General features: G+C 59.1%; 19 protein-coding genes. 9 read left to right on the forward strand and 10 right to left on the reverse strand.

The window, feature by feature from the left end:
- Positions 1 to 147 precede the first annotated feature (147 nt).
- Entirely contained in the window at positions 148 to 1,131 is a 984-nt protein-coding gene (gene mbfA, locus AT6N2_RS09180; protein ID WP_063949482.1) for an iron exporter MbfA, read from the reverse strand.
- Between the two features lie 137 nt (positions 1,132 to 1,268).
- Here mbfA and AT6N2_RS09185 point away from each other — a divergent pair, with 137 nt between their 5' ends.
- Together AT6N2_RS09185 and AT6N2_RS09190 are read left to right on the forward strand one after the other, a co-directional pair.
- Positions 1,269 to 1,742 (forward strand): group III truncated hemoglobin, encoded by a 474-nt coding sequence (locus AT6N2_RS09185; protein ID WP_209085901.1) that lies wholly within the window; start codon positions 1,269 to 1,271, stop codon positions 1,740 to 1,742.
- Positions 1,743 to 1,918: 176 nt separating this feature from the next.
- Complete coding sequence (locus AT6N2_RS09190; RefSeq protein WP_209085904.1) at positions 1,919 to 3,022, forward strand: TRAP transporter substrate-binding protein; 1,104 nt, start codon at positions 1,919 to 1,921, stop codon at positions 3,020 to 3,022.
- A 7-nt stretch (positions 3,023 to 3,029) separates the two neighbouring features.
- Here AT6N2_RS09190 and AT6N2_RS09195 read toward each other — a convergent pair whose 3' ends face one another.
- A complete protein-coding gene (locus AT6N2_RS09195; RefSeq protein ID WP_209085906.1) occupies positions 3,030 to 4,124 on the reverse strand; it encodes an AraC family transcriptional regulator in 1,095 nt (364 codons plus the stop codon).
- 144 nt (positions 4,125 to 4,268) lie between these two features.
- Between AT6N2_RS09195 and AT6N2_RS09200 the strand changes: the two genes are divergently transcribed.
- The gene (locus AT6N2_RS09200; protein ID WP_209085909.1) at positions 4,269 to 5,342 is read left to right on the forward strand and encodes an alpha/beta hydrolase family protein; all 1,074 of its coding nucleotides are present in this window, start codon (positions 4,269 to 4,271) and stop codon (positions 5,340 to 5,342) included.
- Positions 5,343 to 5,347: 5 nt separating this feature from the next.
- Here the strand turns inward: AT6N2_RS09200 and AT6N2_RS09205 are convergent, their stop codons facing one another.
- From AT6N2_RS09205 to AT6N2_RS09215, 3 genes are all read right to left on the reverse strand, one after another.
- A complete protein-coding gene (locus tag AT6N2_RS09205; RefSeq protein ID WP_063949478.1) occupies positions 5,348 to 5,866 on the reverse strand; it encodes a GNAT family N-acetyltransferase in 519 nt (172 codons plus the stop codon).
- Positions 5,867 to 5,884: 18 nt separating this feature from the next.
- Positions 5,885 to 6,466 carry a helix-turn-helix domain-containing protein gene (locus AT6N2_RS09210; RefSeq protein ID WP_425292725.1) on the reverse strand — a complete coding sequence of 194 codons (582 nt, stop codon included), beginning with the start codon at positions 6,464 to 6,466 and terminating at the stop codon, positions 5,885 to 5,887.
- A gap of 95 nt (positions 6,467 to 6,561) precedes the next feature.
- Positions 6,562 to 6,963 (reverse strand): ketosteroid isomerase-related protein, encoded by a 402-nt coding sequence (locus AT6N2_RS09215; RefSeq protein ID WP_063949476.1) that lies wholly within the window; start codon positions 6,961 to 6,963, stop codon positions 6,562 to 6,564.
- A 72-nt stretch (positions 6,964 to 7,035) separates the two neighbouring features.
- Here AT6N2_RS09215 and AT6N2_RS09220 point away from each other — a divergent pair, with 72 nt between their 5' ends.
- The 3 genes from AT6N2_RS09220 to lepA all read left to right on the forward strand — a co-directional run bounded on the left by AT6N2_RS09220 (position 7,036) and on the right by lepA (position 10,406).
- On the forward strand, positions 7,036 to 7,641 hold the full coding sequence (locus AT6N2_RS09220; RefSeq protein ID WP_209085912.1) for a GNAT family N-acetyltransferase: 606 nt from the start codon (positions 7,036 to 7,038) through the stop codon (positions 7,639 to 7,641).
- Entirely contained in the window at positions 7,638 to 8,507 is an 870-nt protein-coding gene (locus AT6N2_RS09225) for a carbon-nitrogen hydrolase family protein (protein ID WP_209085915.1), read from the forward strand. Before AT6N2_RS09220 ends, AT6N2_RS09225 begins: the two co-directional genes overlap by 4 nt.
- A 72-nt stretch (positions 8,508 to 8,579) precedes the next feature.
- The gene (lepA, locus tag AT6N2_RS09230) at positions 8,580 to 10,406 is read left to right on the forward strand and encodes a translation elongation factor 4 (protein ID WP_144576155.1); all 1,827 of its coding nucleotides are present in this window, start codon (positions 8,580 to 8,582) and stop codon (positions 10,404 to 10,406) included.
- A gap of 63 nt (positions 10,407 to 10,469) precedes the next feature.
- Here the strand turns inward: lepA and AT6N2_RS09235 are convergent, their stop codons facing one another.
- Positions 10,470 to 10,877, reverse strand: a complete 408-nt coding sequence (locus tag AT6N2_RS09235) for a DUF2000 family protein (RefSeq protein ID WP_209085923.1) — start codon at positions 10,875 to 10,877, stop codon at positions 10,470 to 10,472.
- A gap of 94 nt (positions 10,878 to 10,971) precedes the next feature.
- Here AT6N2_RS09235 and AT6N2_RS09240 point away from each other — a divergent pair, with 94 nt between their 5' ends.
- Complete coding sequence (locus AT6N2_RS09240) at positions 10,972 to 11,748, forward strand: AraC family transcriptional regulator (protein WP_209085927.1); 777 nt, start codon at positions 10,972 to 10,974, stop codon at positions 11,746 to 11,748.
- Here the strand turns inward: AT6N2_RS09240 and AT6N2_RS09245 are convergent.
- Positions 11,745 to 12,638 carry an NAD(P)/FAD-dependent oxidoreductase gene (locus AT6N2_RS09245; RefSeq protein ID WP_209085930.1) on the reverse strand — a complete coding sequence of 298 codons (894 nt, stop codon included), beginning with the start codon at positions 12,636 to 12,638 and terminating at the stop codon, positions 11,745 to 11,747. The two genes, AT6N2_RS09240 and AT6N2_RS09245, sit on opposite strands and share 4 nt — an antisense overlap.
- Before the next feature lie 148 nt (positions 12,639 to 12,786).
- Here AT6N2_RS09245 and AT6N2_RS09250 point away from each other — a divergent pair, with 148 nt between their 5' ends.
- On the forward strand, positions 12,787 to 13,245 hold the full coding sequence (locus AT6N2_RS09250; RefSeq protein ID WP_209085932.1) for an Rrf2 family transcriptional regulator: 459 nt from the start codon (positions 12,787 to 12,789) through the stop codon (positions 13,243 to 13,245).
- A gap of 67 nt (positions 13,246 to 13,312) precedes the next feature.
- On the opposite strand, the gene AT6N2_RS09255 is transcribed toward AT6N2_RS09250, so the two are convergent.
- Together AT6N2_RS09255 and AT6N2_RS09260 are read right to left on the reverse strand one after the other, a co-directional pair.
- Positions 13,313 to 13,630 (reverse strand): hypothetical protein, encoded by a 318-nt coding sequence (locus AT6N2_RS09255; protein ID WP_144576158.1) that lies wholly within the window; start codon positions 13,628 to 13,630, stop codon positions 13,313 to 13,315.
- Between the two features lie 86 nt (positions 13,631 to 13,716).
- Entirely contained in the window at positions 13,717 to 15,138 is a 1,422-nt protein-coding gene (locus tag AT6N2_RS09260) for a PLP-dependent aminotransferase family protein (RefSeq protein ID WP_425292740.1), read from the reverse strand.
- A gap of 89 nt (positions 15,139 to 15,227) precedes the next feature.
- On the opposite strand from AT6N2_RS09260, the gene AT6N2_RS09265 reads away from it, so the two are divergent.
- On the forward strand, positions 15,228 to 16,103 hold the full coding sequence (locus AT6N2_RS09265) for a DMT family transporter (RefSeq protein ID WP_209085936.1): 876 nt from the start codon (positions 15,228 to 15,230) through the stop codon (positions 16,101 to 16,103).
- Between the two features lie 3 nt (positions 16,104 to 16,106).
- On the opposite strand, the gene AT6N2_RS09270 is transcribed toward AT6N2_RS09265, so the two are convergent.
- The gene (locus AT6N2_RS09270) at positions 16,107 to 17,204 is read right to left on the reverse strand and encodes a glycoside hydrolase family 25 protein (RefSeq protein ID WP_209085946.1); all 1,098 of its coding nucleotides are present in this window, start codon (positions 17,202 to 17,204) and stop codon (positions 16,107 to 16,109) included.
- Positions 17,205 to 17,302: the final 98 nt, after the last annotated feature.

The following is a 17,302-nucleotide window of genomic DNA, read 5'->3' on the forward strand; positions in this document are numbered from 1 at the left end:
TTGGTTGGTTGCTTTGAAAAGCTCCACACCAGATGCACACGCTTCGCATCGCCGCGTCAACCTGCCGGGCGAGAAATAGTCGATTTCACGCGTGTCCCATAAATGGCAACGGCGTTAGGGATCAAACGCCGTCGCGTTCTCAATTCACTAGCCGTTACCGATGATGATCCCGGCCGCGAGCACCAGTGAGCCACCGAGGACGACCTGAAACACCGCGCGCAGGAAGGGTGTTTCCATGAAACGGTTCTGGATGAAGGCGATGGCCCAGAGTTCCACAAAAACGACGATGGCTGCAATGGCTGTTGCGGTCCAGAAATGGGGAATGAGATAGGGCAATGCATGACCAAGGCCACCGACAGCCGTCATAATGCCCGATGCAAGACCCCGCTTCAGCGGCGATCCACGTCCTGAAAGCTTGCCATCATCGTGGGCGGCTTCCGTAAAGCCCATGGAGATACCGGCACCGACGGAAGCGGAAAGACCGATGAGGAAGGTCTGCCATGTATCCTGCGTAGCGAATGCCGCCGCGAAGATCGGCGCCAGCGTCGAGACGGAGCCGTCCATCAGTCCGGCGAGACCAGGCTGAATATACGTCAGGAGAAACTGCCGCTTGGCGGTTTCCTCCTCTTCCGTCCGCCCGTTTTCATCAAGGTGTTTTTCCTCCAGCATATGGGCGATATCTTCGTGGCCCCGTTCAGCCTCCGCCAGATCGCCGAGGAGCTTGCGCGTCGAGGCGTCGGTCGTACGCTTGACCGCTTCGTCATAAAACCGGATGGCCTGCGCTTCCATCAATTCCGCCTGGGCCCTGATCTTGTCGAGCGACAAGTTCTTCACCAGCCAATCCGGTGCGCGTTCATAAAAACCGCGCACATGTTCACGGCGGATCAGCGGTATCGTCTCGCCAAAACGCTCGCGATGCATGTCGATCAGGACATTCCGGTGCTGCTGCTCGACCTCTGCCATATCGTCGAAGACTTTGGCCGATTGCGGATACTGGCCGCGAAGATGATCGGCATAGGACCGGTAGATCCGGGAATCATCCTCTTCCGAGGAGATGGCAAGGGCGAGAATCTCCTGCTCGCTCAGGGAGGAAAAGGGGCGTTTGGAAAGAGAGAAAAGACTACGGAACATCGCGGGACCTCTTTAGAATAATTCTAAATACATCCGACTTACATCAGGATCAAGACATTTTAGAATTATTCCAAAAGACGATAGGTCGCATTGCAGCCGACGTTGTCGGGGTATAAATCCGGTTGAAAGGAAAAACGATGCAGCAACAGATCACAGGGCGTGCCGCCCATCATGCCGACATCAAGCAGAAGGCCGAAAAGGCGATGGCTGATATCGGCGTCGATGCCGCCTTCATTAGCCTGCTCGTGGAGACATTTTACAGCCGTGTTCTTGAACATCCCACGTTAGGCCCCGTGTTCGATGCGCGGCTTGCCGGACGCTGGCCGGAACACATGGCCAGAATGAAGCAATTTTGGATGGCGGTTGCTTTCAAAGACGGTCATTACGGGGGCAAACCGGTGCAGGCGCATCTGGGCGTAAAGGGCATGTCCGCTGAGCTTTTTCCGCGGTGGCTCGCGCTGTTTTCAGCCACGCTTGATGATATCGCGCCCAGCAAAGAGGCTCATGACTGGTTTATGGAAACGGCAGAGCGCATCGCGAAAAGCCTGACGCTTTCACTGTTTTATAATCCTGCGCTTGACGACCCTGCCTTGAAGCCGGTCACGCCATAGCCGACGTCGCACGACCAACCAAAAATGCGCGCTCAAACCAACACCTGTCAGCCTCGCGAGAGATCATGCAGGTCCTAAACATTCCCCTTGCTGATCACTGTGATACATGTTTAGTAGCCGGCGGGAGGCGTACCGTGCGGTTCGCCTGAGTATGCAGCATAGCAGGGCTTATCGACATGGATCGCAGATCATTTATTCGCAAGGCGGGCGCCGTTGGCGCCGGTGTGACCGCAACCGCGCTGGCCGCCCCGGCCATCGCACAGGAAAACCCGAAGATCACCTGGCGCATGACGTCGTCCTTCACCAAGGGACTCGACATTCTTTTTGGTGCGGGCCAGATTGTCGCCGATCATGTGAAGGAGGCCTCGGGCGGCAACTTCGTCATTCAGCACTTTGCCGGTGGTGAGATCGTTCCTGCGCTGCAGGCCGCGGACGCCGTAACGGCAGGAACCGTCGAAATGGCGCATACCTGCTCCTATTATTACGTCGGCAAGGACCCGACCTTCGCGCTCGGCACCTCGGTTCCCTTTGGCTTGAATGCGCGCCAGACGAATGCCTGGTTCAACCAGGCCGGCGGCAACGAGCTGCTCAATGAATTCCTCGCCCAGCACAATATCTACTCGATCCTGCTCGGCAACACCGGTGCCCAGATGGGCGGCTGGTTCCGCAAGGAAATCAACACGATCGATGACCTGAAGGGTCTGAAGATGCGTATCGCCGGCCTGACCGGACAGGTGATGCAGAAGGTTGGCGTGACACCGCAGCAGATCGCCGGCGGCGATGTCTATGCCGCGCTGGAAAAGGGCACGATCGACGCCACCGAATTCGTCGGTCCCTATGACGACCAGAAGCTCGGTTTCTACAAGGTCGCGAAGTACTATTACTATCCGGCGTGGTGGGAAGGCGGCCCGGCCGTGCATGCCTTCGTGAACCTGCAGAAGTTCAACGATCTGCCCGAAAACTACAAGCGCATCCTGAAAGACGCCTGCGCCGCCGGCAGCGCCAGCATGCTGGAGCGCTACGATGCCCGCAATCCCAAGGCGCTGAAGGAACTCGTGGCACAGGGCGCCATCCTGCGCCCCTTCAGCCAGGAAATCCTGGATGTCTGCCACAAGGCGGCGCAGGAAACCTATGCGGAGATTTCAGCCAAGAACGAGAGCTTCAGAAAGATCTACGAAAGCCAGCAGGCCTTCAAGAAGGACGCCTATCTCTGGGCCCAGATCGCCGAATATACCTATGATACCTACATGATGATCCAGCAGCGCAACGGCACGCTCTGATCCGCGATCATTTACTGACGATCTTTAGACGGTCATCCTGCATCTGCCGGGTGGCCGTTTTGTTTGACGAGACCAGCTTCCACACCTCCCTCTCACGCCAGTCAACCGGGCTCATTCCGGTCACGCGGCGAAATTCGCGGTTGAAGTTCGACTTCGTCTGAAAGCCGGACGAGAACATGACCGCCGTCACCGATTGCTGCGTTTCCTCGAGAAGCCGGCAGGCTTCTCGGATGCGCAGCTGGTTGACATATTGCGAGACATTGATGCCGAGCAAGCGGTTGATCGCACCGGATATCTGCCGGCTTGGCAGGCCAAGGCGCCGTGCAAGCCGGGACAGGTTGAGGTTCTCGTCGCGGTAAAGCGCGTGCGCCTCCATCAAACGGTCGATCCTTGCGACGATGTCCCTGTCCTGTTCGGATGGTTCTGCCGGCGGCGACAAATCAGAAACCGGCTCCGCGGCCGCTTGCGGCGCTTTGCTTTTACCGGCGAGAGCAGCCATGAGGCCGATCAACAGCAGTCCAAAAAGATTGGCGTTGCTGACGAGGGCTGCGACATTTTCGCCCCGCGCCCACTGGAAATCAAAAAACACCAGCAGATCGAAAAGAGCGGAAACGCAAAGGGCAACAGCGGCGATGATCAGCGCCCGATGCGCCGAGCCAACGTTGGCGAATTGCGCCTCATCAAGCCCATCCGGGCCCTTCCTCCCCAGAAGAAGGAGCGCGACGGCATGGCCGACAAAGAGGACGATCAGGGCGAGGTCAATCGCAGCGGGAAGGGTAAATTCCAGCACGACGATCAACAATGGCGACACGAGCAGACTGGCGAGCATCGTTCTGCGGCTTTCGGTCCCCGCCCCAATCAATCCGCGAAAGGCGATGTAGACGAGCGGCGGCAGGCAGGCGGCAAGTATCGGCAGAACATAACGTATTTCGCTGATACCGTACCCCCAGCGCAGGCCGACAAGGATGGACTGGACGGCACAAAGCATGATCAGCGCCAGAAAGGCCCGGTTGGCCCGCACATCGTCTCCGCTTCGCAGGAAGACGATGAACATGACGATCAGCAGAAGCGCCACGACAAAAGGCAGCGGAATGAACAGCACGGATCAATATCCCTTAAGGCAAAGGCACTCCTGCCTTTCATGGACCAGATCGCGTTTCTGTACGACCTGAAACACGATCAAGGACGCGTCTACGCGCAAAAACTAAGAGATGTTGATGGCACTTGCAAACCGGAGACACTTTCCATGACGCCGAAAATGACGCTTGCCGCCATCCTCCTCAATCTCGCTTTCCTGCCGCCGGCTTTCGCCTCCGACGATGTCGGGCTGGCGGACATCGCTGTTCCCTCGACCGCTCGTGGCAAGGATCTCGATGTCCAGATCTGGTATCCGGCCGCGGGCGACGGAACAGCTGGCCATTCCGGTGATAATCGGATCTTCCAAGGCGCTCCCGTACAAAAAGGCGCATCGATAAAGGAGGGGCGGTTTCCCGTCGTGCTGATTTCACACGGATCGGGATCGCGCGCGGAAGGCATGGCCTGGATCGCCGCAAAGCTTGCGAGCGAAGGTTTCATTGTCGTCGGGCCTAATCATCCCGGTACGACCAGCGGCGATTCCACGCCCGCGGATACGCCGAAAATCTGGGAGCGAACCGACGATCTCTCCACCATCCTCACCGCCCTCACGACACGGGGAAGATGGTCGAGCGTAATAGACCCCAGCCGGGTCGGCGTTCTCGGCTTTTCACTGGGCGGCAGCACCGCCATGGAGATTGCCGGCGCTCGCGCCGATCTTGGCGCCTATGTCCGATATTGTGAAGACAATGCCGCGATGATGGATTGCCAGTGGTTTGCTGGCGGACTGGGTTACCAGAACGACGAACCGGTCAACGTGCCGAAGCTTGATCTGCGATCTCTGGACAAAGCCCGTTTCGAGCAGCAGAACCGCGACACGCGTATCCGCTCCGCCGTACTCGTCGATCCCGGTCTGGCATTGGCCTTCAAACAGGAGAGCTTGCGGAAGGTCGACATTCCGCTGACCTTCATCAATCTTGGCAGCAAGGGAAAAATTCCGGCGGCTGTGCTGGCGGACAAGCTCGCGGAGGATGTGCCCGGCGCCATCTACCATCGAGTGGACGGGGCAAACCACTTCAGCTTCCTGCCGCTGTGCAAGCCCGATGCGGATGCGTTTCTCAAATCCGTCGGCGAGCGCGATCCGATCTGCGAACCGGCCGGGCCGCGAGACCGTGCCGATATCCACGCAGAACTCGAGAAGATCATCATTGACGCCTTCAACCGGACGGTGAAGCCGGAGCGATAGAGGCCTTAGCCGATCCGTTTGTAAAACAGGGTCGTGCCGCAATAGCGGCCATCGGGAAACAGGGCGTAGTCAGGGATAACGCCCACCCGTTCCCAACCGAGGCGAGGATAAATCGCCTCGGCATCGCTGCCCGTGGCCGTATCCAGCACCAGAAGGCTGCGGCCACGCTTCGCCGCTTCTTCTTCCACCCTTTGCATGAGCTTGCGTGCGAGGCCGAGACCACGTGCCGAGGGATGCACGAGAAGCTTCATGAGATCGCCGCGATGCGGTTGATTGGGTTTGGAAGCGAAACCCACCTGCACGGTGCCCACCACCTGGCCCTCCACTTCAGCGACCACATGGATGGTGCTGCCTTCCGTCACATTTTCCGCGACCGATCGCCAGAAAGGCTCCGCATCCTGCGGCGAAAAAGGCAACATGAAGCCGACGGACGCGCCGCCATTCACGCAGGCGGCGAGGACGTCGCAAAGCTCAGGCAGGGCATCGATCGTCTGTTGCCCGTTCAACACGCGGATGGTTGCCATGAATACTCCTTCGGTAAATCAGCGCTGTCTTTGATCGAGCACGACGGCGTAACGGGCGGGTTTTTCAGATGGATTGTGGAAAACATGCCCCTCTCCAACAGGCATGAAAAGGCAATCGCCGGGTTCCAGCCGGTGAACGTCTCCGCCGCTCGTCATTTCCAGCACACCTTCGAAAAGCCAGACATATTGCGTCATCCCCCGGCTCGCCGCATGCGGAGGGAAGCCGACGCGCGCGCCGGCCGGAAATTCGACTTCGACGATATCGACATCGGATCCCACACGCGGCGGGGAAATGGCGCGGCGCACATAACCGGTCTCCGGATCTTTCCAGAGCTGCTGATCACGCTTTTTCATGAGCGGGGAAACAGCCTCTTCATTTTCAGCGAAGAAACCGGAAAGCGACAGGCCAAGGGCTGCGCAGATGCGGGCCAGCAGCGAGGCCGTAGGGCTCGCCTCACCGCGCTCGATGCGGGAGATCATGGCGCGGCTGACGCCGGATTCGGACGCGAGACGGTCCAGCGTCAGGCCGTTTTCAGCCCGTAACGTTTTGATCCGCTCGCCGATAGAGCGCTCAAGAATATGATCTTCGTTTTCCATCATATGAGAATTGCACTCTCATATGATGGAGTCAATATCCACGATAATGGAAACTATCATCTTCTTTGCCGCTGGTGGCTTTGCGGCAAAAGAACGTCTCAGGCGCCAACCTGGGCGATCCAATCGTTCAGGTTATAATAATTCGTGACGCGGCTGACTTTGCCGTCCTTCAACTCGAAGAATGCGCCGGCCGGCAACACATAGGTCTGACCGTTCGCCTCCGGCAGGCCTTCGTCGGTGGCCAGATATTCCCCGTTAACGACGAACTCCGCAGATGCCCGCGCGCCGTCTTCGCTCGCCATGATCACCATCTCGGTGAGGTTTTCGCGGTAGCAGCGGTTCATATGGTCCATGAAGGAAGCGAAGGCGGCCTTGCCGGTCTGGCGTTCGCCCTGATTGATGTCGTGCACCACCTCATCGTGAAGCAGCGCCAGAAAAGCATTCATGTCCTGACGATTGAAGGCTTCGTAATAGGCGCGGATGGTTTCGGCAGCGGTCATTATCGTCTCCGTTCAGTGCTTGCGCGGCTTTTCCACCACGGTATAACCAGTGCAACCGAAAGTGAAATGCCCATGACCGTCGAAATCAAGTCTCTTTCCGGCATTGACGCCACATCCTATTTCGATGACCTCGCGCGCCTGCGCATCGAGGTGTTTCGCGCTTTTCCTTACCTCTATGACGGCTCGCTGGATTACGAACGCAAATATCTCTCAACCTATGCCGACACGGACGGCGCGGTCTTCGTGCTGGCGCTCGATGACGGCAGAGTGGTTGGAATGTCCACCGGCATGCCAATGGCGGCGGAGACCGATGAGGTGAAGGCTCCCTTCGTCAAGGCAGGTTACGATCCGGACCGGATTTTCTATTTCGGTGAAAGCGTGCTGCTTCCCGGTTATCGCGGCCACGGCGTCGGCGTGCGCTTCTTCGAGGAGCGGGAGGCACATGCAAAGGGGCTGGGCTTCGACCAGTGCACCTTCTGTGCGGTCGAGCGGCCGGCCGACCATCGCCGCCGACCGAGCGATTACGTGCCGCTCAATGCCTTCTGGGAAAAGCGCGGCTATCGCCATCATCCGGAATTGCGCACCAGCTTCACCTGGCAGGACCTGGATGAAACCAGCGAAAGCCCGAAAACACTGTCCTTCTGGATGAAACCCATGGCCGGAGATGGAAACGAATGACACGGTTAGCGGCCAGTCAATATGCCATCGAGCTGATCGAGACATGGGAGGCTTATGCCGCGCATCTCTCCGCAATCGTTCGCGAGGCGAAGGAAAAAGGCGCTGAGTTGCTGCTTTTGCCGGAATATTCGGCGATGACGCTGACCGGGCAATTGTCACCCGATGCGCGCTCCGATCTGCACCGTTCCATCGAAGAGATACAGCCGCTCATCCCCTCTTGGGTGGAGCTTTGCGAAGAGCTGGCGCGGCAACATCAAATCCTTTTCCAGCCGGGCAGTGCGCCGGTGAAAGACCCCGACGGCAAGTTCCGCAACCGGGCGTGGCTATTTGGACCTGACGGGCTGATCGGTTATCAGGACAAGCAGATCATGACCCGGTTCGAACGGGAACAATGGAATATTGCAGGTGGCGTCGAGGGTCTGAAAGCCTTCGAGACCCCGATTGGGAGGCTGGGTATCCTCATCTGTTACGACAATGAGTTTCCGATGCTTGGCCGCAAGCTGGCCGAGCTCGGCGTCGATCTGGTCCTTGCGCCGAGTTGCACCGATACGCTCGCCGGGGCCTATCGGGTTCGCATCGGCGCGCAGGCGCGGGCACTGGAAAATCAGTATGCGGTGCTGTCATCCCCCACGGCCGGCGAAGCGCCATGGTCCCCGGCTGTCGATGAAAATCGTGGTCGTGCTGCCCTTTATGTGCCGTCGGACTACGGCATGCCCGCATCCGGCATCATCGGGGAAAGCGAAAGCGATGCCGTGACGCAAAGCACGCTCTTGATTGCCGATATTGATCTTGCCGCCGTGGCAAGACTCCGCACCGAGGGGCAGGTTGCCACCCGCCGCGACTGGCCTGAGCAATTTGCGGTCTGAAAGCCCATTTTAAAGGGCTTTTAACCAAATTCCCGCTTTGCGGCATGACAAGCCCCTGCTATAGCGCGGAACATGAGCACAAATTCGACCCGCACGCCCCTGGACCATATCCGCAACTTCTCGATCGTTGCCCACATCGATCACGGCAAATCGACGCTGGCCGACCGGTTGATCCAGTCGACAGGCGGCCTTGCCGAACGCGACATGTCGGAACAGGTTCTCGATTCTATGGATATCGAGCGCGAGCGTGGCATCACCATCAAGGCCCAGACCGTGCGCCTGCACTACAAGGCGAATAACGGCGAGACCTATGTGCTGAATCTTATCGACACTCCCGGCCACGTCGACTTCGCCTATGAAGTGTCCCGCTCGCTTTCGGCCTGCGAAGGCTCGCTGCTGGTGGTCGATGCATCGCAGGGTGTGGAAGCCCAGACGCTCGCCAACGTCTATCAGGCGATCGACAATAATCACGAGCTGGTCACGGTCTTGAACAAGATCGACCTGCCCGCGGCCGAACCTGACCGCATCAAGGAACAGATCGAGGAAGTCATCGGCATCGATGCTTCCGATGCTGTGATGATTTCGGCCAAAACCGGTCTTGGTATTCCCGACGTTCTGGAAGCCATCGTCAACCGTCTGCCGCCGCCGAAGAGCGAAGTCGGCGAAAACGGCCCGCTGAAGGCGCTGCTGGTCGATAGCTGGTACGACACCTATCTCGGCGTCATGGTTCTCGTGCGCGTCATCGATGGCGTGCTGAGCAAGGGCCAGCAGATCCGCATGATGGGCTCGGGCGCGAAATACGGCATCGAGCGCGTCGGCGTGCTGACCCCGAAAATGGTCACGGTCGACAGCCTCGGGCCCGGCGAGATCGGCTTCATTACCGCTTCGATCAAGGAAGTGGCCGATACACGCGTTGGCGATACCATCACAGACGACAAGCGCCCGACGGCGCAGGCGCTGCCCGGCTTCAAGCCTGCGCAGCCGGTGGTGTTCTGCGGTCTCTTCCCGGTCGATGCCGCCGACTTCGAAGATTTGCGCGCGGCGGTCGGTAAACTCCGCCTCAACGACGCTTCCTTCTCCTTCGAAATGGAATCGTCTGCCGCCCTTGGCTTCGGTTTCCGCTGCGGCTTCCTCGGCCTGTTGCATCTCGAAATCATCCAGGAGCGCCTTGAGCGGGAGTTCAATCTCGATCTCGTCGCCACAGCACCGTCGGTCGTCTACGAAATGACGCTGACGGACGGCACGGAAAAGGAACTTCATAACCCGGCGGACATGCCCGACGTGGTGAAGATCAAGGAAATCCGCGAGCCGTGGATCAAGGCGACGATCATGACGCCCGACGAATATCTCGGCGGCATCCTGAAACTCTGTCAGGACCGGCGTGGCCTGCAGACGGAGCTGACCTATGTCGGCAACCGCGCCATGATCACCTATGAGCTACCGCTCAACGAAGTGGTGTTCGATTTCTACGACCGTCTGAAATCGATCTCCAAGGGATATGCGTCGTTCGACTACAATATCATTGACTATCGCGCTGGTGATCTCGTCAAGATGTCGATCCTCGTCAACGGCGATCCTGTTGATGCCCTCTCCATGCTGGTGCACCGCTCTGCGGCCGACCGGCGCGGGCGCGGCATGTGCGAAAAGCTGAAGGAACTCATTCCGCCGCATATGTTCCAGATCCCGATCCAGGCGGCCATCGGCGGCAAGGTCATCGCCCGCGAGACCGTGCGTGCGCTGCGCAAGGACGTGACCGCGAAATGCTACGGCGGCGACGCGACGCGCAAGCGCAAACTCCTGGACAAGCAGAAGGAAGGCAAAAAGCGCATGCGCCAGTTCGGCAAGGTGGAAATTCCGCAGGAAGCCTTCATCGCTGCGCTAAAGATGAACGACGAATAAGCGGCAACGCATCCGCAAGTGCAATTAGAGGGAGGCTCATGGCCTCCCTTTTGCGTCTGGCGATCAGGCGTGCAGCTTCGCACCCTTGGTGATCTTGTCGACGATCTTTTTATCCGCGCGTAGCGCCAGGCCGACGACTTTGGCGTTATCGGGAGAAAACTCCGAAAAGACTTGTCGGTTGGCGGCATCGTGGCCGGTGGAAAACATCTCCTCGATGTAGAGCGAAGTCGTGACGTCCCGCTCCAGCGATCGCTGGTGAATTTTGCGCAGCACCTCCTGATCCGTGGCCATAATGACGATTGGCTGGATGGAAAGGGGATTGTAGACGTTGCCGGCTCCGTCGCGGTATGTTTCCCCGATGATCTCTCGGGTCTGGCCGACGATGCCGGACATGAGGAATGCGGTGACGTTCAATTTCTGCCATACGGCAAGGTCATCGCGAAGAATAATGGCGATCTTGGTATCAAACATGCGAACTCAATCTGGCTGTGGTTACGAAAGAGAAGCAACGATAGCGCCTCGGAGCAGCAACGATCTTGAACGTTCGTGCAAATTTGAAGGGATCGTGCAAGCCCGCTCCAGCGAGGGCATGGAGCGTATAGACGCGCGCTTTCACGGCAACGCCTATGCGCCGCATCGGCATGATACCTATGCATTGGGCGTCACGCTTTCCGGCGTCCAGACCTTTACCTATCGCGGTACGTCGCATTTCAGCATGCCCGGAAATGTCATCGTGCTGCATCCAGATGAGGTCCATGACGGCGGCGCAGGCACAGAGGAAGGGCTTCACTATCGCATGCTTTACCTTCCGCCCGAGAAAACGACGCAGGCGGGGTGTCATACGCTGCCGTTTGCCAAACGTGCGGTCATTGAGGATGAAGAATTTCGCCAATGCCTGACGGAGGCACTCGGTAATCTCGCCAGCGAACCTGACAGCCTGCTTCTCACTGACTGGCAGTCGCGGCTTTCGGATCTGCTCTGGAAACATTCGAACGGAAGCCCAAAGCCCATAAAGCGGATCGACCGCGCCGCCGTTCTGCGGTGCCGGGACTATCTGCTGGAGAACAGCGCCGAGACCGTTGAGTCACAGGAACTAGAACAGGTGAGCGGGATAGACCGCTTCACGCTCTTCCGGCATTTTCGGTGTCTGTTGGGTACAAGCCCGCACCGCTACCTCATCATGCGGCGACTGGAAAAGTGCAAGCGAATGATGCGCACGGGTGCAGGGCTTGCAGAAACGGCGTTTGCCTGCGGGTTCGCGGATCAGGCGCATTTCACCCGGCATTTCAAGAATGCCTTCGGCATGCCGCCCGGCCGCTGGCTAAGCCTTGTCTCACGCTAACTCATCTCTGGAAACAGAATGGACCGGTGCGCCGCAGCGCCCGCCATGGCGCCATCACCGACGGAAAGCGCAACCGAGCCGGCCGCTCTTGCCACATCGCCGCAAGCGAAGACCCCGCGGACGGTGGTCTGTTTCATCGGGTCGGTGACGATGGTCGATCCCATCGGCCCCTCGTCGATCTTGCAGCCGAGTTTTTCGATCCAGTTGGCGCTGATCCGCAACGTCGGCTGTGTGAAGAGGCCAGCCAGGGCCATGCTGCGCCCATCCGTCAGAACGACGTCCGCATGCCCCGCAATCTCCCTGATCCGAACCGCCTCCAGGTGGACACCGCGTGCTGCCAGAAGCGCATGCTGGTCCGCATCCGGCTCGAACATCCCGTTGGTGAAAAAGGTCGTCTCGCCCCAGTCGGGAAGCATCAACGCGTGGTGGATAGCCATGGGTGAAGCTGCAATGACGCCGATCTTGCCCCGATCGAGTTCATAGCCATGGCAATAGGGGCAATGAAAGACGGAGGAGCCCCACCGCTCCTTTAGCCCGGGGATGTCGGGAAGCTCATCGGTCACGCCCATGGCGAGGATGAGCCGGTCCGCCTTTTCCTGTCGGTTACCATCGATCATGACAACGAAATCGCCGAATGACCCACCGGCGTCAGTCACCCTGCCCTCGGCCCATTGTATGGTTTTGTAACGTTCGAGCTGTTGTCGCGCCTCGGCAACGATCTCCCCCGGCGCCCTGCCATCCTGTCCGAGAAAACCGTGCGAATGGCTGGCGAAACGATTTCTGCGTTCGCCAGCGTCAATAATCAGGATGCTCTTTCTGGCGCGACCAAGCTGCAAGGCCGCGGAGAGGCCGGCATAGCTGCCACCGATAATGATAACGTCGAATTTCATTGGCACACCCTCCGTTCAGGCGGACATACGTGCCGCCATTTCATGACACTTATATTGTTACATGATTTTAGACGTCAAGGGTCATGCAACTTATATTGTTACATCACAGCAAAACTGATAGAATTTGGACGAAATACGGATTCAACCAATGAGACACGACACGCGCCTCTCGCGGGTGCTGCATATTCTGATCCACATGGAAAAACATGAGGGAGCGGCGACGTCGGAGAGCATCGCAGCGATGCTTCAGACCAATCCCGTTGTGGTGCGCAGAACCATGGCCGGTTTGCGCGAGCATGGGTATGTCTCTTCGGAGAAGGGCCATGGCGGCGGATGGGTGTTGGCACGGCCACTTAGTGAAATAACGCTTCTCGACATCTATAAAGCGCTCGGCGCGCCCGAACTGTTTTCGATCGGACTTGCGGGCGATAATCCCGATTGTGTCATCGAGCAAGCGGTAAATGCAGCCCTTTTCGATGCCATGCGGGAAGCCGAAACAATCTTATTGTCCCGTTTCGGAAGCATCCCGCTTTCCCAGCTTGCACAAGAATCCATCAATCGGTGGTCGAGGCTCGCAAACAATCCTTCGGCGATGGAGAAGCTCTAAGGGGCTCATGGCCGCACAAAAAAGCCGCCTGCCCCGGGGCAGACGGCTTTTTTGATTGCCCGACCCTTTAGGGCTGGGTCTTCGTGCCACCGGCATCCGGGCTAGCCGGTGCTGCGTTGTTTGCAGGCGGCGTTGCCGGCGTGGTCGGAGCCATCGGTGCCGGTGCCTGGTCAGTCGCCGCTGGCGGCGTGGTCGAGGACGTCGTTGCCGGGTCGGTGGTCGGGCCGCTCATCTGCGACCAGGCGAAAACGCCGACCAAGACGACGACGATGATCGCCAGCCACGGCACCCAGGACGACGACGTACGGGCACGCGTGTCATTGCTGATATTCAGTTCCGGACGAAGATCGCGGTCCGGACGCGGATTGTTGGGATCGAATGTCATGGTGTTTCCTCCTCTTCATTCTGCGGAGAAAACGACGTTCACGGGATTTTGTTCCGATTTTCGACAAGCGCATCAAAAACGCGGCATCAAGGCTGCTGTAGGAGTGCCTCTGCCAGCACCGTCATGACATGCGAATCTGCCATTTGTGATACGTTGAACCGCATGAAGCCCGACGCGCTTTGCGACGAGCTGAACACATTGCCCGGGGCCAGCACAATCCGGCGCGCAAGCGCCCGACGCGCGACATCAGCGGCATCGATCCCATCCGGCAGGCGGCACCATAGGAACATGCCTGCCTGCGGCTCGATCCAAGGCATGCACCCGATTGACCTCAGACGCGCAGACATTTCCGCCATCTTGTCTGCAAGGCGGTGCCGCAGCGCCTCCACGTGTTTGCGGTAACTGCCGTCGGTCAAAAGAGTGTGGACGAGCGCCGCAGAAAAATGTGTTCCACCGAAGGTGGTGGCGATCTTGAGATCGGTCAGGGCGTCCACCCATGCGGCGGGGGCGGCGATGAAACCGCACCGCACCGACGCTGATAGCGTTTTGGAAAAACTGCCGATCTGCACGACACGGTTCAGCCCATCGAAAGCGGCCAGCCGCGGAGATGGCTGCGTTTCAAAATCGGCAAATATATCGTCCTCGACGATGGTCAGCCCGGCCTGTTCGGCAAGCATCAGCAGGCGATGGGCGGAGACGGCGGAAAGTCTTGCGCCAGTCGGGTTATGAATGGCGGAATTGGTGATATAAAGCCGCGGCTGATGGTCTCTCAACGCCTGCTCGAAAAGTGGCAGGTCCGGCCCCGTCGGCGTATAGGGCACCCCTATGATCTTCACACGATGTGCCCGCAACAAAGCATGGAAATTGAAGTAACAGGGATCATCGACGATCACCGCATCGCCGGGCTGCAGCAGGAAACGGCAGAGAAGATCGATTGCCTGGGTGCCGGACTCCGTGAGCACGATCTGGCTTACATTCGCCTGCACGCCATGTTCGGCCAGCCTGCGCGACAGAAGCTGGCGCAGCGGCAACAGGCCCATCGGGGTGCCATAATCCGTCAGCAAGGCGGCGTCCGCGCGGGCAAGACCCCGCATCGCCCGCTTCAATGCCTGCTGCGGCATCCACGAGGCAGGCAACCAGCCACAACCGGGCTTGGCGAGCGCAGCCCCTTCCTCCAGCGACTGTCGCGACACCCACAAAGGATCGACAGCCCTGTCAAGTTGCGGTTCTATGTTGGCAAGCGAGAGAGGCGCAAGCGGACCTGACACAAAAAAACCCGAGCCCGGGCGCGAGTTGATCGTACCATCCGCGACGAGCCGGTCGTAAGCCTCAACGACAGTCGAGGTCGAGACCTGCATTGTCTTGGCCAATGCCCGTACGGATGGAAGGCGCGCGCCCGGCACAAGGCTGCGCGCAGCGATGCGCTGGCGGATATTGGCCATCACTCTTTCAATGCGCGTCCCGGCTGCGATCTGATCCACCTTAGTCTCCGACTGTATTGCTCCCATAACCATAACAGTTTTTTGAAATTGTATATGACTGTCGCTGTTCACGCCAGCCGTTCGGGATCAAGAAGGGCAAAACGCAGGAGTTGACGATGGACAAGGCGACAAGTGGCTGGTTAAGCGGCCTGACAGGCGTGGTGATATTCAGCGGCTCGCTCCCCGCAACCCGTCTGGCGGTAACGGGTTTCGACCCCGTTTTCCTGACTGTCGCCCGCGCGAGTATCGCGGGGCTACTGGCCTTGGCACTGTTGTTTCTCTTCCGGCAAAAGCGGCCTGCGCGCGATGACCTGACATCGCTGTTCATCGTCTCGCTCGGAGTCGTTGTTGGTTTTCCGCTCTTGACCGCGCTGGCGTTGCGGCACGTCACCTCCGCGCATTCCATCGTTTTCGTCGGGTTGCTGCCGCTTGCGACGGCCATCTTTGCCGTCTTGCGCGGTGGAGAGCGCCCGCGCCCCGTTTTCTGGCTGTTTTCCTGTCTTGGCAGCGCCTTGGTCGCTGGATTTTCACTGTCGAACTCATTCGCCAGTGGAATCGAAACGTCGCTGACCGGCGATCTTTTGATGCTCGGTGCGGTTATCGTCTGTGGTCTGGGTTATGCGGAAGGGGCGGCCCTTTCCCGCAAACTCGGCGGCTGGCAGGTCATTTCCTGGGCGCTGGTGCTTTCGCTGCCGGTCATGTTGCCACTTGCCTTCGTCAGCGGGCCAGATACGCTTGCCGGCATCGCTCCGCAGGCATGGGGTGGTCTTGCCTATGTCTCGCTGTTCAGCATGCTGATCGGCTTCATATTCTGGTATCGCGGGCTGGCCCTTGGCGGTATCGCCGCTGTGGGACAGTTGCAGTTGCTCCAGCCTTTTTTCGGCCTCGCGCTTGCCGCGTCCCTGCTGCATGAAGATGTGAGCCCGGTGATGATCGCCGTCACGATGGTTGTCGTTCTGTGTGTGGCAGGCGCGCGGAGATTCGCGCGCTGATCCTCAGCTCGAACGACGTTCCACCCAGCGATGCCAAGCCTCCTCGCTGCCGTTGAAGACGTTGAGATCGATGCGGCCATCGACGCCGTGCGACAGGCCGGAGCCGGAATATTGCCAGAACAGCCACTTGCGGCCGGGATAGACCACCGAAGGATGCTGGGCAACGGCGCGAAGCCAGAAGGGATAGTCCAGGAACTCGCCCTGAAGGTTATCCTTGTAGAAGTCGGGCGCCGTATAGATGATCGGCCGCTGGCCGTAATGGCGTTCGAGCTTGTCCATGAAGACGCGCATCTTTTCCAGGACGCGCTCGCGGGAAAGGCGCATCTTGCAGCTGGATTCGCCGTTATATTCGACGTCTATAACCGGCGGCAGCGCGTCCGGATCACGCGGGACGTTGCGAATGAACCAGTCCGCCTGTTCGCTTGCATTGCGGCACCAGTAAAAGAAATGGTAGGCGCCACGGCGAATACCCGCTTCTTTCGAGCGTTGCCAGTTGGTCCGGAACATGGGATCGAGATGATCGCCGCCATCCGTCGCCTTGATAAAGGCAAAGTTGGCGCCGCGCGTGCGCAGCTGCGGCCAGTTGATGTTGGCCTGCCAGCGGGACACATCCACGCCGTGAACCTGGAAATGACGTGGCTGGACACGGCCGAAGTTGATCGGCTTTGCATCGCTGAAGCTTGAGCGGAAGATGCGAGAGCGTATCTGCGCGCCAGCACTTGCAGCCGGTGCGGCAGCCATTGCCAGCTGGACAGGGCGCTCCATTGGCTGTTCGACGGGCCGCGCCATTCCGCTCTGCGACGGCACCGGCAAGCGGATCTCAGGCGCGTTGCCGGGCACGGAAGCTCTGGGCGTGACGGCGGAAAAAGCCTTCGGTTCGCCCGGCACCGGGCCACCCCATGCAAGGACCTCCTGCCGCGGCTGCGCAGTAATCGGCTGCGTGCCGACGCTTGCTTGCGGCACCGGCGCAGATGGCTTGACCGAACTCGTGGTTTCCTTGGACGGCAAACCAGCCATCAGGCTTTCCGGGCCGGAACTGGACGTGCAGCCGCCGAGCAAAAGACAACCGAATAGAAGTGCTGGCACAGCCGATGAACGCATGAGAACCCGTACGCAAAACAATTCGGGGACATGGAGATGCCGCCCGGAGACCTCGAAAAACAAATGCTAACGGAAGATTATCAAAAAAGACTGAATCT

This window comes from Agrobacterium tumefaciens, from assembly GCF_017726655.1.
GTDB classification, from domain to species: Bacteria; Pseudomonadota; Alphaproteobacteria; order Rhizobiales; family Rhizobiaceae; genus Agrobacterium; species Agrobacterium tumefaciens_B.